The sequence below is a fragment of the Ralstonia pickettii genome, assembly GCF_001699815.1.
Lineage (GTDB): Bacteria > Pseudomonadota > Gammaproteobacteria > Burkholderiales > Burkholderiaceae > Ralstonia > Ralstonia thomasii.
Genome location: NZ_MCGB01000066.1, coordinates 17,288 through 32,005, shown reverse-complemented (window position 1 = coordinate 32,005; position 14,718 = coordinate 17,288). Strand labels below are relative to the sequence as shown.

The window sequence follows — 14,718 nt, the reverse complement described above, 5'->3', positions numbered from 1 at the left end:
TTCAGCCTTGCAGGGCGGCCCACATTTCCTTGTCGCGCTCGGCGGTCCAGATGCGCGGGTGCTTGATGCCGCTGGCCTCGTCAAAGGCGCGCGTCACGTCAAACGGCAGGCAGTGCTCGTAGATGAAGACGCTGCCGAATTTCGGGTCCATGGCCGCGCGGGTGTGCGCCATGGCGGCCTTCAGGTCCATCTTCTGCGCGACGGCTTCCTTGCCACGTTGCAGCAGCGTGGACACGAAATCCCGCGTATAGGCGAGACCCTTGTCGACCTCGGCCGGATTGAGCAACGCGGGGCCGCGACCTGGCACGAGCTTGTCGGCGCCGAGCGCGCGCAACGCATCGAGCGTGGCGGGCCATTCTTCGAGTTGGGCGTCGCCGCAGTAGCAGGCGGCGTCGTATTCGACGAGGTCACCGGAGAAGAGCACCTTCTGCGACGGAATCCACACCACCGTATCGCCCTTCGTGTGGCCGGGGCCGAGGTGCAGGATCTTCACTTCCAACTTGCCCAGAAACAGTGTCAGCTCGCGCTCGAACACCAGCGTCGGCCACGTCAGGCCCGGCACGGTTTCCACGCCGGCAAACAGGCGCGGGAAGCGCTCGATTTCGGACTTCATATCGGCCTCGCCGCGCTCGACGATCATTTCGTACGTGCCGCGGCTGGCAATGATGTTCTGCGCGCCCTCGGCAAAGTAGGCCGATGCACCCAGCACGCGCACCGCGTGATAGTGCGACAGCACCACGTGCTTGATCGGCTTGTCGGTGATGGCCCGGATGCGTGCGATCAGGTCTTGCGCCATCGCCGGCGTGGCGGTGGTGTCGACGATCAGCACCGAGTCGTCGCCGATGATGACGCCGGAGTTTGGGTCGCCCTCGGCGGTGTAGGCGTAAGCGTTGGGGGAGAGCTGCGTGAAGGTGACTTGTTTGGCCTCGAGGTCGGCTTGCGAGGCGAAGGCTTTGGCCATTCTGTCACTCCTGGTGTAGTGGATTACGGTTGGGGGAATTTCTTTTCAACATGCATGGCTCGGGAAACCTGCGTTGGGTTGGGCTGAGGGCAAGCCATGCCGAACGCTGGCAATCATAGACCGCACGGTCGGGAGACGCGCCTAGGGTATACGTTGATTATGGTTAGAAGCATTGTTTATACAATGCATAAAAATCAAAATCGGCCGTCTACGCGTAGCCGCGTGCTACGCTCGCAGCACTTTGTCGGCCCCGCCCAGCCAATACGCCCCGAGACATGGAGACCACGGAAGTCGAAGACGACCCGCCACCCGATGGCGATGCAGAAGACGCGCGCGCCAGCCGCGACCGTTCGGGCATCCAATCCATCGAAGTTGGCTCTCAATTACTCGTGGCGCTCACGCGTGCCATGCGGGCGATGGCGCTCGGCGACCTGGCACGCGCGGCGCGCATGCATCCGTCCAAGGCGCACCGCTATCTGGTGAGCTTGCAGCGCGTGGGCGCGGTGTCACAAGACCCGCTGACCGGCCGTTACGAACTTGGGCCCTTTGCACTGCGCCTGGGGCTTGCCAGCCTCAATCGCTCCGATGCCATTGTCCGCACGCGGCCGTTGCTTGCAGGGCTGCGAGATCAGACCGGCCATACCATCGGCATTGCGGTGTGGAGCGATCGTGGCCCGACCGTCGTGCATTGGGAAAAGGCCGGTGGCGCGCCCGGCGTGAACCTGCGCATCGGCGACGTCCTGCCAATGCTCAATTCCGCCACCGGCCGCCTGTTCGGTGCCTATCAGCCGATGGAACAGACGCTGCCTCTGGTGGAGCGCGAACTGCACGAGCGTGCCAGCGACGATCTCCCCGGCCTGCCGCGTTCGCTGACCGACTATTACCGTCTGTGCGAAGACGTCCGCACCGAAGGCGCGTCGTGGGTCACGGGTAGCTTGCTGCCGGGCGTGAATGCGTTGTCGCTGCCGGTGTTCGGTGCGCGCGGGCAACTTGTGCTGGTGCTGATCGCGCTGAACGTGCAACCGCTGTTTCACGCGCAGCGCGGCGGCGAGCTGGAGCACACGCTGCGCACGTTCGTGATGCGCCTGTCTGCCATGCTGCAGGCACCCGCGGAACGCCCTGCAAAGGCCGGCGCGCGGCGAAGCAGGGCGGCGCGTTAGGGTTGTCGCCAATTTCATCCTGTCGTAAGAAATTTACTATCTCGTAACTCGTGGCGCCCCCTTGCCCGGTCCACAGCCGGCGCGAACTCCACGACTACAAGAACGAGGAGCTTCATGGACTTGTCGATTGCCGCCATCCTGGCGCAAGACGGCGTGACATCGGGCGCGATCTACGCGCTGCTGGCACTGGCGCTCGTGCTGGTGTTCTCCGTCACGCGCGTGATCTTCATCCCGCAGGGCGAATTCGTGGCGTATGGCGCGCTCACGCTGGCGGCCATCCAGGCCAACAAGGCGCCGCTCTCTGCCAGCATGCTCGTTGTGCTGGGCGTGCTGACGTTTCTCGTTGAGATGGGCCGCACGCTGCTGCAACCTGAACTGCGCCTGCATGCGCTTCGCACAGGCGCCATCTATGCCGGCAAATACCTGCTCTTTCCGGTGGCCGTCTACCTGGCGGCCCGAATGTTCACTCCGATGACGCTGCCGATGCTTGCGCAGGTCGCGTTGACATTGCTGATCGTCATTCCCATGGGGCCAATGATCTACCGCCTGGCCTACGAGCCGTTGGCCGAAGCCAGCACGCTGGTGCTGCTGATCGTCTCGGTGGGCGTGCACTTTGCGCTGGTGGGTCTCGGCCTCGTGATGTTCGGCGCGGAAGGCTCGCGCACGGATGCATTTTCCGATGCGCGCTTTGATCTGGGCGCGCTCAGCGTGTCTGGCCAGAGCCTGTGGGTGGTGGCCGTGTCGGTGCTGATGATCGTGGCGCTGTACTTCTATTTTGGCCGCACGGTGTCGGGCAAGGCGCTGCGCGCGACGGCAGTGAACCGGCTGGGTGCGCGGCTGGTCGGCATCGGCACCACGCAGGCGGGGCGGCTGGCTTTTACGCTGGCAGCGGCGCTTGGCGCGCTGTGCGGCGTCCTGATTGCGCCGCTCACCACGGTCTACTACGAGTCCGGCTTCCTGATCGGCCTGAAGGGGTTCGTTGGGGCCATCGTGGGCGGGCTCGTGAGCTATCCGGTGGCGGCACTGGGTGCGCTGCTCGTGGGGCTGCTGGAGTCGTATTCATCGTTCTGGGCGTCGGCGTTCAAGGAGGTGATCGTGTTCACGCTCATCATTCCCGTGCTGCTGTGGCGATCGCTCACCACCAAGCATGTCGAGGAAGAGGAGTAAGCCGATGAACACGCTGACCAAATCTTCCGCCGGCACTGCGCAGCGCAGCTGGGTTTCGCGCAACCGCGTGCTGATTGCGTTGTTCGTGGTTGTGCTTGCGTTGATCCCCATCGTGCCAACGCCCGAATTCTGGATCACGCTGCTCAACTACATCGGGCTCTATAGCCTCGTCGCGCTTGGGCTGGTGCTGCTCACGGGGGTGGGCGGACTGACCTCGTTCGGGCAAGCGGCGTTCGTTGGCCTCGGTGCATACAGCACCGCCTATCTGACAACGCAGTACGGGGTCTCGCCGTGGATCGGCCTGCTGGCCGGGCTGGTGATCACGGTTATCAGCGCCTACGTGATCGGCCTGATCACGATGCGCATGTCGGGCCACTACCTGCCGCTGGCGACGATTGCGTGGGGCCTGTCGTTGTTCTTCCTGTTCGGCAACCTGGAATTCCTGGGCAAGTACGACGGGCTGAACGGCATTCCGGTGCTGAACGTACTCGGTAAATCGCTGCAGACCGGCCGCGAGATGTTCTACCTGATCTGGGCTGTCGTTGTGGTGGCGGTGCTGGCGGTGCAGAACCTGCTGAACTCGCGCCCAGGCCGCGCCATCCGCGCACTCAAGGGCGGCGGCACCATGGCCGAGGCGATGGGGGTGAACACCGCGTGGATGAAGGTGGTGATCTTCGTGTTTGCGGCGGTGCTGGCGTGTATTTCGGGCTTTCTCTATGCGCATCTGCAGCGCGCGGTGAACCCGACGCCGTTCGGCCTGAACTACGGTATCGAATACCTGTTCATGGCGGTGGTCGGTGGCGTGGGCCACGTGTGGGGCGCGGTGCTTGGCGCGGGTCTGCTGACCATCCTGAAAGACAGCCTGCAAAGCATTCTGCCGAAGCTGCTCGGCTCCAACGGCAACTTCGAAATCATCGTGTTCGGCGTGCTGCTCGTGCTGTTGCTGCAGTACGCGCGCGATGGCGTATGGCCGTTCATCCGCAAGCTGTTTCCACCGGCACCGACGGCTCGCGCGCCCGACGATGCACCGGCTCTCAAGCAGCGCGAGAAGCCCCAAGCCGGTGAGCTGATCCTAGATGTACGCGCCGCACGCAAGGAGTTTGGCGGCCTGGTTGCCGTGAACGACGTCAGCTTCCAGGTGAAGGCCGGCGAGATCATCGGCCTGATCGGCCCCAATGGCGCGGGCAAGTCCACCACCTTCAACCTAGTGACGGGCGTGCTGCCGGTCACGCGTGGCGAGGTGCTCTACCGTGGCGAGCACATCAGCGGCAAGCCTTCGCGCGAGATCGTCAAGCGCGGCATCGGCCGCACCTTCCAGCATGTGCAATTGCTGTCGGGCATGACCGTTTTGGAGAACGTGGCGCTTGGCGCCCACCTGCGCGGCGATTTTGCGGCGCAGGGCGGCGTGCTCGCCAGCGTGGTGCGCATGAACCAGGCCGAAGAGCAGAAGCTGCTGTTCGAAGCGCGCCGCCAACTGGAGCGCGTAGGCCTGGCCGATTGCATGTATCTGGAAGCCGGCAGCCTCGCGCTGGGCCAGCAACGCATTCTGGAAATCGCCCGCGCGCTGTGCTGCGACCCGGCGCTGCTGCTGCTCGATGAACCCGCCGCTGGCCTGCGCTACAAGGAAAAGCAGGCGCTGGCTGCGCTGCTTACCAAGCTCAAAGCCGAAGGCATGAGCGTGCTGCTGGTGGAGCACGACATGGACTTCGTCATGAACCTCACCGATCGGCTGGTCGTCATGGAATTCGGCACCAAGATCGCCGAGGGGCTGCCGCAGGAAGTGCAGCAGAACCCGGCGGTGCTGGAAGCCTACCTGGGCGGCGTGGAATAAGGAGAACGCGCATGTCAGTCATCCTGGAAGTGAAGGACCTGCACGTCCGCTATGGCAAGGTGGAAGCGCTGCATGGCGCCAACCTGAAGGTGGGGGCGGGCCAGATCGTGACCGTCATCGGCCCGAACGGCGCCGGTAAATCGACCATGCTTGGCGCCATCATGGGCGCGCTGCCAACCACCGGTTCGGCCAACGGCGTGGTCTCGTATCTCGGCCACAACCTGACCGGTCTGCCCGTGGAAAAGCGCGTGGCACGCGGCATGTGCCTCGTGCCGGAAAAGCGCGAGCTGTTTGCCACCATGAGCGTGGAAGACAACCTCGTGCTCGGCGCGTACCGCCGCAAGCGGGCGGGTGAACGCAGCTACCTCGACCAGATGGAGGTGGTGTACGACTTGTTTCCGCGACTGAAAGAGCGTCGCGTGCAGGAAGCCGGCACGCTCTCGGGCGGCGAGCGCCAGATGCTCGCCGTGGGCCGCGCGTTGATGGCCAAGCCCCAGTTACTGATGCTGGATGAGCCGAGCCTCGGCCTTGCGCCGCTCATCGTCAAAGAGATCTTCCACATCATCAGCGACCTGCGCAAAACCGGCGTGGCAACGCTGCTGATCGAACAGAACGCACGCGCCGCGCTGCAGGTCGCCGACTACGGCTACGTATTGGAAACGGGCGATATGACGCTCGAAGGCCCGGCGCAGGAATTGGCCGTCAACCCCCGCGTGATCGAAACCTACCTGGGCTTGGCGAAGAAGGCCGCCTGAGCGCTGCGGGGAGCCGGATCAATCGTCGTCGTCATGACGATGGTGCCGGCGCCATTCACGCTCACGCCAGCGTTGTTCGCGCCATTGGCGTTCCTGCCATTCGCGGCCGCGCCCATCGTCGTAGTAGCCGGGGGCAACGATGACCGGCTGCGGCGCGACATAGACGGGGGCCGGCGCATAGTAGGCCGGCGGCGGAGGCGCGGCGTACACCGGCGCGGGCTCGACATAAACCGGTGCGACGGGCACACCGATTCCAATATCGACATTGACACGGGCCAGGGCCGCCTGCGACGACAGCGCTGCAGCGGCTGCCAGCACGTACAGCGCGAAGTTCTTATGCATGTGGGAATTCCTCAAGACGCTGCACTGTAGTAGAAGCGGGCGCGCGCAGTCTTACAGAAGCGATACGGGTGTTACAAATTGTAACGGAGTGACGCCATGGCCGCTCACGGCAACGCGCGCTCCATCAGTTCTGCGTCCTCTCCGTACACCGCGCGCAGAGCGGCCAACGCGGCACCATCCACGTCGGCGGGCTGATAACCAAGGCGCCGCCAGAACACATCCGCGCCTTGCACCGCTACCAACCGGGATTGGCGCAGCCCCTGCGCATGGGCGCTGGCGGATGCCATGGCGTAAAGCTGCTCGCCCAAACGCTGCCCGCGGCCGGCAGGAGCGATGGCCATGTCGTGCACGAACCAGAGCACATTGGCTGCATCCGCAATGGGTAGCGGCACGTGCAATTTGGGCGGTGTCCATGCATGCCACGCATGCGAAAGCAGGTAGCCGACCACCTCGCCGCAGCGCACGGCAACCAGGCACATGGCCGGACTGCGCGCCCAGCGGCTGGCAAGCGCGTCGCCCGGTTCCAGAAAGCCGTCGCCGTAGCACGCCTGTTGCACGGCCAGGATGCCGGGCAAGTCGTTTGCAGCGATCGGGCGGATGGTGAGTTCGGACATGAGGTGCGTTTGGCCGAAAACGGGGGAGTCTACCGGAGGGGTTGTCTGCATCATGCTGTTTTCGCATAACGTGGGCACGCATCGGTATTCGCGGCATGGTGCCCGTATCCTGTAGATTCATTGGCAGGGCAGTCCCGCCCGCACTTGAATCCCTCTCTCAGCATGTCGCGAATCATCTTCCTCAACGGCCAATACGTGCCGGCCGCCGACGCCACCGTCTCCGTCATGGACCGTGGCTTCACCTTTGCCGATGGCATCTATGAAGTGACCGCCGTGGCGCGCGGCAAGCTCGTCGACAACGACGCGCACCTCGCCCGCTTGACGCGGTCGCTGTCCGAGATCGGCATCGACAACCCGTACACCGCTGCCGAATGGACGCGTGTGTGCGAAGAGCTGGTGGCGCGCAACGGGCTGGAAGAAGGCGTGGTCTACATGCAGGTCACACGCGGCGTCGCCGAGCGCGATTTCGGCATCCCGGCCGACATCACGCCGACGGCCGTGGCGTTCACGCAGGTCAAGTCCATCGTCAACAGCCCGCTGGCCAAGAAGGGCGCAACCGTGGTGACGGTGCCCGACCTGCGCTGGAAGCGTTGCGACATCAAGAGCGTCGGCTTGCTGCCGCAGGTGATGGCCAAGCAGATCGCCGCGCGCGCCGGCGCGCATGAAGCCTGGATGACCGACGGTGACCGTGTGACCGAAGGCGCGTCTTCCACCGCGTTCATCATCACCCCCGATAGGCGCCTGATCACGCGTCCGCTGTCGAACGCTGTGCTGCCGGGCATCACGCGTGTGTCGATCCTGGCGCTGGCGCGTGAACATGGCCTGACGCTGGAAGAACGCACCTTTACCGTGGCCGAAGCCCAGCAAGCCGCCGAGGCGTTCTACACCAGCGCGTCGACGTTCGTGATGCCGGTGGTGTCCATCGACGGCGTGCAAATTGGCAACGGCCAGCCCGGTCCGCTCACCCAGGCACTTCGCACGCTGTATCTGCGTTTTGCCGGCGTGGACGTTGCCGAGCCCGTCGACCAGATGTGACGCAAGCGGTTGCGCCTGCGCGGTAGAATCGCCCGCTGAGTTTTTTGCAGCAAGGCGAGACATCCCATGAAAACAGGAGGCTGGCGCTGGCAAAGCGCCATCGCGGTGACCGCTCTGGTTGCCGCGCAGTGCGCAGCGATGCCCGTATCCGCACAAACCATCTCTGCGTCGGCTACTGTGCCGACGGGGGCCGCGCAAGCCGTTTCGGCCGATGCGACACCCGCCCTCGAATCAGCCGGCGCCGATTCCCGCTGGCGCCGGTTCGAGAGCATCAACGGCATCGTGTCGTATATCGACCGGCAATCGGTCAAGCCCCAGCCAAGCGCCGAGGCAGGCGCCGACACGCACACCGTGCATTTCAGGTTGCTGCGCAACGTGCTGCCCGACTTCACGATCAAGACAGCAGATGGGCAGCCGATCCGTTCGTCGGTCAAGCAGGTCGTGCTGGACTGCGCGCGACATAGCTATACGGTAATTGCGCAAACGCTCTATCGCGCGCGCAACGCCACCGGCAAGCCGCTTTACCAGATCCATTACGGCGACGAGGCGCAAAGCCGCTCGCTGCGCGAAGGCAGCGTGTTCGAATGGATCGCCGGGCGCTTTTGCGGCGCGGGCCACTAACGCTGGGGGCGGCATGGGCGGCATAAATGCCGCCCGGCGCGTTCCCGTTCAGATGGGCGCGGCTTCCCGGCTGTCGCTTCCGCTCTCGCTGTCTTCTCGGCCGCGCGCGTAAGGCTGCCGTTCCTGTTCAAGCTCTGGATAACGGCGTGAGGCGAAGCCCATGGCGGCTTCGTACGAGCCGAACTGGTTGGATTCGGCGGCCACACCGTCGTTGACCAGGATTGCGTACCACTTCCCGTAGAGCGGGCCGTACACCACGACCTTGCTTTTCATCGTCTTGTCCCTGTTTCTTGTATCGATGGCCGACAACGCGGTTTGCGCGCAGCGGCGGCTCGGGCCGTCCGGGCGCCAGGTCATGGCGCGCCGTCAGCTTTGTGGCGGACGATGATTACAGTGAGTTACACGCGCGTCAACGTTTGCGTTGGGCGCAATGCTCTAGTGGCGTCAGGCCGGTGCCAGCGTGCCTGCTACGCGCGCCTGCCGCAGTTCGGGGGGCTCGTTCCCTGAGTCGACGTAGTCGGCAAAGCAGCGGATGCAGTCTGCCACCCAGTCAGGGCGGCGCAGGGGCAGCCAGTGACCCGCGTCCACCTCATGGCGCCAGTAGTGCGACACCCAAGCTTCCACAGCGCGCGTAACCGCGGGGCTGACGTAGCGGTCGCGCGTTGGCACGACCAGTTGCACGGGTGCATGCGGTGCGCGTGCCTGGGGGCGCGCGAGGCGCTCACGAAAATTTGCGCGATACATTCGCACGCCGTTGCAAGCATCGCGCACAAGCGTCGGCCGCTGCGCTTCGATGCGAATGCCCTCCGTCTTGCGCAGCCACCACGGCCAAGCACCTGCCACCCACAGTCGCCACGACCATTCGGGCACCAGCGGCAGGTTGAAATAGCCGACGTACCACGATTGCAGCCGCTGCTTCCACACCGCTCGTTTGGCGGCCCATGTGCCGGCGTCGAGCTGCGTGCGCATCCAGTGGCCGACGTGGTCCAGGCACGGCCCCGAGATCGACGTGTAAGACGCGATGCGCCCACGCAACCGGTCGGTCGTCACCGATTCCCAGCTATGGATGGAGCCCCAGTCGTGACCGACCAGATGGAAGCGCTCGCCGGGCAGCAACGCGTCGGCCACGGCGGCAAGGTCGTCGACAAACTGGGGGATGCGGTAACCGGTGGTATCTGCGGGGGCGTCTGACAGGCCGGCACCCCGCACGTCGAAGGTGAGCACACGGCGCTCGTGCGCCAGCGTGTCGCGCACGCCGTCCCAGACGGAGCTGTCGTCCGGATAGCCATGCACGAGAACGATGGCAGGGCGCTCCCGCGCGGAATGGTCGGCGGGCTGTGTCATGCGGGCATGCAGGCGAATGTCGCCGGAGCGCACCACGTGGCTGCTGTGCATCGAGAGGACTCCTGGAAAAGGGATGCGGTGCAATCTCTGCAGCCTACGAAGTAACGGGGCGATGCGACAACGCGTGTTTTTACCCGTTTCAAGCAGTGCCTGACGCACTCGCTGGAGGGTCTGCCTGCAACAACGGCGTGGCTGCGGTGAAAGCTGCCAGATGCTCCAGCAACGTACGCACTTTGCGCGGCAACTGTTGTTGCGGCCACACCGCGTAGATGGGTCGCTGCGGCGTACGCCAATCGGGCAGCAGGCGCACCAGCCGGCCAGCCTCCAGCGCTTGATGGCAGAGCGTGCGAGGGCAGTACAGCAGGCCGAGGCCCGTTTCCGCCAACGTCACGCCCAGTTCGATGTCGTTCAGGTCGCAGCGTCCATGAGGCTGCAGTTCGATGGTCTCCTCGCCATCGGGTGAGGTGAAGCGCCATGTCGAGAGCGGCGATGACACCAACAGCCGATGCGCTTGCAATTCATGTGGATGGGTCGGCGCGCCCTGCTCGGCCACGTACGCAGGCGACGCCACCAGCACCATCCCGATGACACCGAGCCGCCGCTGCCGCAGCTTCGGGTCGTCCTGCTGGCCGACGCGGATGGCAAGATCGGCGCCATGCCGCCACACGTCTTCATTGCGGTTGCTGAGCGATAGCTCGAGGCGGATCTCCGGCCACGTCGCCATGAAGCTCGCATACGCGGGTGCGAGGAGCCCGCGCGACAGGTTCAACGGCGCAAGAACACGCAGGGTGCCCTTCACCTGATTGAGATCGTCGTCGAGCGTGGCCGTGGTTTGCGCAAGCGCGGTCAACAGCGGGCGGCATTGCTCGTAGTACAGCTGGCCCTCCGGCGTCGGTTTCAGGCTGCGGGCGCTGCGCAGCAGAAGCTGGCAGCCGAGCGAGGTCTCGAGCTTCTGCAGGCGCCGCGTCAGCGTGGCGGGCGGCAGGTTGGCGTGACGGGCCGCTGCCTGCAGGCTGCCGTGGTCCACGATGGAAACAAAGAGAGCCAGATCGTCGAGCATGATTCCATTTTCGGAATTTAAGTTTCAGTAAACGTCTATAGTTTCTATAAACGCGGTTGTCTAGCATGCCGTCAATCACATTTGATGGCTTGCAAGGAGAACCGCCATGTCGATGCCCGTTTCCACCGCCACACGTCTTCGCATCATCTTTGCCTGGATGATGTCGGGCCTGATGTCGTTGTTGATGACGGGCTGGATCGGCTGGGTCAACGCCGGTATCAGCTCCGACTTTCTCGCCCGCTGGGCGCATGCCTTCGTACTGGCGTGGCCGGCCGCCTTCACCATCGTGCTGATTGCGGCGCCGCTGGTGCAGCGGCTGACACAGCGCCTCGTGGTGCCCAGTCCGATGCAGCCCTGAAAAGAAAACAGCCCACCGGGAGGACGGTGGGCCGCAAGGTTGACAGCAGGAAAGACCGATTGAAGCGGACGCCGGACCGACATCCCGTTGGGTCCGGCGATATGGCTGGTACAACACCCGACCCTTATCGTAGTGACGCTGATGTGCGTGGAGATCGCACGGCCCGATATCGGGTCATGACCGGGCCATGGAGCGCACTGTAGAGCGCCGATGCTTTCAGCAAACTTTCTTCCGTCGGCCGGCCTTCTACGGACAATCCCTAGGTTCGGGCATGGCACGGGCGTTGCCGATGTCGTGCGCGGCACATGGCCGCTGCCGGGGCGAAGCAGCACGAGTAGGCGTAGTCAACATCAACGCGCCGTGCTGTTGGGCAGGTCCGATTCTCAACGCTAAGGGGCTAAGCCATCGGTAGGAAAGCCGGCTGCATGCAGGGCGGCCGGCTGGCAGAATGCCGGAGCGTTGCCACCCGTCCAGCCCACCATGTCCGCACCTGCCGACCTCCACATCCGCTCTGTTCACCAAGACGACTTCGCTGCGTGGAAACCGCTCTGGGATGACTACAACGCCTTTTACGGCCGTGCGGGCGAGACGGGCTTGCCCGACATCGTCACGCAGACGACATGGCAGCGCTTCTTCGACGAAACGGAGCCGGTGCACGCGCTGGTGGCCGAGCGTGGAGGCGAGCTGCTCGGCATCGTGCATTTCCTCTACCACCGCAGCACCACGCAAATCGGCATGAGCTGCTATTTGCAGGATCTGTTCACTGCGCAGGCCGCGCGCGGGCAGGGCGTGGGGCGGGCCTTGATCGAAGCGGTCTACCGTCGCGCGCAGGCCGACGGCTTGCCGCGCGTCTATTGGCAGACACACGAAACCAACGCGACCGCCATGCGGTTGTATGACACGCTGGCGGACAAGTCGGGCTTCGTGGTGTATCGCAAATTGTTCTGAGCCGTTCTGGCCTCAACAATCGAGTTTCGGCACGTCGAAGTGCTTCCAATCGCTACCGCCTTCGGCTCCGTACCGCTAGCGCGGTGCCAAGACCTTTGTCCATTGCGCGATCCGGCGGACGGGTCGCCCACGGTGGACGCAATTTCCCGCAAACCATAGGGTAATCCCGCATCTGCGATTTCGAAGACGCGGTCTATAGTTGCACCTGTGTTCCAGATATTAACAGACGTTTCATAGGTAAAACAAGCGAAACGTGATGGAGTCGACAGATATGCAACCGCAATACAACCCCGACCTCGCTCCGTGGGAGCCGATTTCTCCAAACAACGTCGCTGGCAAGGGCCGGGTCGAGCGCCCGGGTTACGCCGCCAATCTGGTGTGGCAAACGCGCGCGACCGAGCCGACAGCCTATGAGAATCAATTGGCCGATTCGCTGGAAGCGGCATTCCTGGGTGGCGCGCAAACGCCGGCCGACATCGTGGCCGTACTGAACGAGCGCGGCCCGCGCAACGCCGCCGGCGGCGAGACCTGGACGGAAGACACGTTCCTGGCCGAGATGCGCCGCTTGGGCGCCTGAGCGCCGGCTGGATCCAACACGATTCGACGCCGCATCGCCCGCAGAGGCGCACGGCTCAACCCCATCAGAAGAGGCAAGCAATGGAAGGCAACAAGGAAGCGCAGAAGGAAGCGCGCATCAACACCGGTCTGCGCAACTACTGGTATCCGGTGGCGGCGTCGTGGAATGTGAAAAACGCGCCGGTGGGCATCACGCGTTTGAGCCAGAACATCGTGCTGTGGCGTGACACTGCCGGCCAGGTGCATGCGCTGGAAGACCGCTGCCCGCATCGCGGTGCGCGCCTGTCGATGGGCTGGAACCTGGGCGACCACGTGGCCTGCTGGTACCACGGCGTTGAAGTGAACGGCCAGGGTACGGTAACGAGCGTGCCGGCGGTCGACGCTTGCCCCATGGAGGGCAAGACCTGCGTGCGCAGCTACCCGGTGCAGGAGCGTGCCGGTGCCATCTTCCTGTGGTTTGGCGACAAGGCCCCGTCAGAGTTCGACGACGCGGTCGGCACGCTGCGCCTGCCCGAAGAACTGACCAGTGACGAGCACAGCCACTTCCTCTGCTTCGCGCATTGGAACGTCAACTACCGCTATGCCATCGACAACGTCATGGACCCCATGCACGGCGCCTACCTGCACGCCGTGTCGCACTCGATGGCCAGCGGCGAGAAAAAGGCCGTGATGGAAGTGGTTGAAACCGACCACGGGATCATGTTCCAGAAGACCGGCCAGCGCGGCGTGAACTTCGATTGGACCGAGTTTGGCGAGACCGGCACGATGTGGCTGCGCCTCTCGATTCCGTATCAGCCGAAGGTCGGCCCCGGCGGCCCGTTCACGATCATCGGCATCGTGACGCCAGTGGATGAAGAGCACTGCATCGTCTACTTCTGGCGCACGCGCCACGTGCAAGGCTGGCAGCGCGATGTGTGGCGATTCCTGTATCGCAACCGCCTGGAAGGCCTGCACTGGGATGTGCTCGAGCAGGACCGTGTGGTGCTGGAGTCGATGGCACCCGAGGCGCGCGAGCACGAGACGCTGTATCAGCACGACATCGGCATCACGCGTATCCGCCGTGTGCTTGCACGCCGCGCCGCCGCTGAGTTGGCCGATGCGCCGGTTGCCATGATCAAGCCCGTTCCCACGGAAGCCCAACATGCCTGAGCGCAATTCAACCGCCGGGCTGCTGGCTGGCCGCAAGGTGCTCGTGACGGGCGCCGCGCGCGGTCTGGGGCTGGCCTTTGCCAAGTCGATCGCCGAAGCCGGTGGCGCTGTCGCGCTGGCCGACATTCTTGGCGAGCGCGTGCAGGAAGAGGCGGCGGCGCTGCGTGCGGCAGGTTTCGATGCGCATGGCTTCACGCTTGATCTTGGCGATCCGGCTTCGATTCAGGCGTGCGCTGCGGCAGCGGCGCAGGCATTGGGCGGGCTCGACGGTCTTGTCAACAACGCGGCCATTACCAACTCGGGCGGGCGCGACGCATCGTCGATCGACATCGAGACCTGGGACCGCGTGATGAACGTCAACGTGCGCGGCACATGGTTGATGACGACGGCTTGCCTGCCGGCACTCAAGGCATCGGGCCGCGGCGCCATCGTCAATTTGTCGTCGGACACACCGCTGTGGGGCGCGCCGAACCTGTTGGCTTACGTGGCCAGCAAGAGCGCTGTCATCGGCATGACGAAGTCTCTGGCGCGCGAATGCGGCGCAGACGGCATCACCGTCAACGCCATCGCGCCGGGCCTGACGCTGGTGGAAGCCACCGAATACGTGCCGGCGCACCGCCATGCGCTGTACCGCGACCAGCGCGCCATTTCGCGCGATCAACTGCCGGACGACGTGTGCGGCGCCGTGCTGTTCGCGCTGTCCGACCTTTCCCGATTCGTGACGGGCCAGACGCTGGCCGTCAACGGCGGTTTTGTCATGCAGTAATGCATCCACACACCATTCAGAAGAGGTATTC

At 64.4% G+C, this 14,718-nt stretch carries 17 protein-coding genes; 11 read left to right on the top strand and 6 right to left on the bottom strand.

Going from position 1 to position 14,718, the window contains the following annotated elements; all coding sequences use genetic code 11:
• Position 1 precedes the first annotated feature (1 nt).
• Positions 2–961, bottom strand: a complete 960-nt coding sequence (locus BEK68_RS13170; RefSeq protein WP_004634853.1) for an MBL fold metallo-hydrolase — start codon at positions 959–961, stop codon at positions 2–4.
• 275 nt (positions 962–1,236) lie between these two features.
• Here BEK68_RS13170 and BEK68_RS13165 point away from each other — a divergent pair, with 275 nt between their 5' ends.
• From BEK68_RS13165 to BEK68_RS13150, 4 genes are all read left to right on the top strand, one after another.
• Positions 1,237–2,121, top strand: coding sequence for an IclR family transcriptional regulator (locus BEK68_RS13165; protein WP_024542552.1), 885 nt, complete (start codon positions 1,237–1,239; stop codon positions 2,119–2,121).
• A 114-nt stretch (positions 2,122–2,235) separates the two neighbouring features.
• On the top strand, positions 2,236–3,288 hold the full coding sequence (locus BEK68_RS13160) for a branched-chain amino acid ABC transporter permease (RefSeq protein ID WP_024542551.1): 1,053 nt from the start codon (positions 2,236–2,238) through the stop codon (positions 3,286–3,288).
• Positions 3,289–3,292: 4 nt separating this feature from the next.
• Entirely contained in the window at positions 3,293–5,119 is a 1,827-nt protein-coding gene (locus tag BEK68_RS13155; RefSeq protein ID WP_024542550.1) for a branched-chain amino acid ABC transporter ATP-binding protein/permease, read from the top strand.
• Positions 5,120–5,130: 11 nt separating this feature from the next.
• Positions 5,131–5,874, top strand: coding sequence for an ABC transporter ATP-binding protein (locus tag BEK68_RS13150; protein WP_024542549.1), 744 nt, complete (start codon positions 5,131–5,133; stop codon positions 5,872–5,874).
• An 18-nt stretch (positions 5,875–5,892) separates the two neighbouring features.
• Here BEK68_RS13150 and BEK68_RS13145 read toward each other — a convergent pair whose 3' ends face one another.
• On the bottom strand, positions 5,893–6,216 hold the full coding sequence (locus BEK68_RS13145; protein ID WP_024542548.1) for a hypothetical protein: 324 nt from the start codon (positions 6,214–6,216) through the stop codon (positions 5,893–5,895).
• 104 nt (positions 6,217–6,320) lie between these two features.
• Positions 6,321–6,830 carry a GNAT family N-acetyltransferase gene (locus BEK68_RS13140; protein WP_004634839.1) on the bottom strand — a complete coding sequence of 170 codons (510 nt, stop codon included), beginning with the start codon at positions 6,828–6,830 and terminating at the stop codon, positions 6,321–6,323.
• A 162-nt stretch (positions 6,831–6,992) separates the two neighbouring features.
• Here BEK68_RS13140 and BEK68_RS13135 point away from each other — a divergent pair, with 162 nt between their 5' ends.
• Both BEK68_RS13135 and BEK68_RS13130 read left to right on the top strand, forming a co-directional pair.
• Positions 6,993–7,865, top strand: coding sequence for a D-amino-acid transaminase (locus BEK68_RS13135; RefSeq protein ID WP_004634837.1), 873 nt, complete (start codon positions 6,993–6,995; stop codon positions 7,863–7,865).
• Positions 7,866–7,931: 66 nt separating this feature from the next.
• Entirely contained in the window at positions 7,932–8,486 is a 555-nt protein-coding gene (locus BEK68_RS13130; protein ID WP_004634835.1) for a surface-adhesin E family protein, read from the top strand.
• A 48-nt stretch (positions 8,487–8,534) separates the two neighbouring features.
• Here the strand turns inward: BEK68_RS13130 and BEK68_RS13125 are convergent, their stop codons facing one another.
• From BEK68_RS13125 to BEK68_RS13115, 3 genes are all read right to left on the bottom strand, one after another.
• A complete protein-coding gene (locus BEK68_RS13125; RefSeq protein ID WP_024542545.1) occupies positions 8,535–8,759 on the bottom strand; it encodes a hypothetical protein in 225 nt (74 codons plus the stop codon).
• 171 nt (positions 8,760–8,930) lie between these two features.
• A complete protein-coding gene (locus tag BEK68_RS13120) occupies positions 8,931–9,881 on the bottom strand; it encodes an alpha/beta fold hydrolase (RefSeq protein ID WP_024542544.1) in 951 nt (316 codons plus the stop codon).
• An 88-nt stretch (positions 9,882–9,969) separates the two neighbouring features.
• Complete coding sequence (locus BEK68_RS13115) at positions 9,970–10,890, bottom strand: LysR family transcriptional regulator (protein ID WP_024542543.1); 921 nt, start codon at positions 10,888–10,890, stop codon at positions 9,970–9,972.
• Positions 10,891–10,996: 106 nt separating this feature from the next.
• Here BEK68_RS13115 and BEK68_RS13110 point away from each other — a divergent pair, with 106 nt between their 5' ends.
• The 5 genes from BEK68_RS13110 (at position 10,997) to BEK68_RS13090 (ending at position 14,687) form a co-directional block, all read left to right on the top strand.
• Positions 10,997–11,248 carry a DUF2798 domain-containing protein gene (locus BEK68_RS13110; RefSeq protein ID WP_024542542.1) on the top strand — a complete coding sequence of 84 codons (252 nt, stop codon included), beginning with the start codon at positions 10,997–10,999 and terminating at the stop codon, positions 11,246–11,248.
• Between the two features lie 480 nt (positions 11,249–11,728).
• Positions 11,729–12,196 (top strand): GNAT family N-acetyltransferase, encoded by a 468-nt coding sequence (locus BEK68_RS13105; protein ID WP_004634826.1) that lies wholly within the window; start codon positions 11,729–11,731, stop codon positions 12,194–12,196.
• Between the two features lie 271 nt (positions 12,197–12,467).
• The gene (locus BEK68_RS13100) at positions 12,468–12,773 is read left to right on the top strand and encodes a recombinase-like helix-turn-helix domain-containing protein (RefSeq protein ID WP_004634823.1); all 306 of its coding nucleotides are present in this window, start codon (positions 12,468–12,470) and stop codon (positions 12,771–12,773) included.
• 80 nt (positions 12,774–12,853) lie between these two features.
• Positions 12,854–13,921, top strand: a complete 1,068-nt coding sequence (locus tag BEK68_RS13095; protein ID WP_012430475.1) for an aromatic ring-hydroxylating oxygenase subunit alpha — start codon at positions 12,854–12,856, stop codon at positions 13,919–13,921.
• Complete coding sequence (locus BEK68_RS13090) at positions 13,914–14,687, top strand: SDR family oxidoreductase (protein ID WP_009239758.1); 774 nt, start codon at positions 13,914–13,916, stop codon at positions 14,685–14,687. The genes BEK68_RS13095 and BEK68_RS13090 overlap by 8 nt, the downstream gene beginning before the upstream one ends.
• The last annotated feature ends 31 nt before the right edge of the window (positions 14,688–14,718 follow it).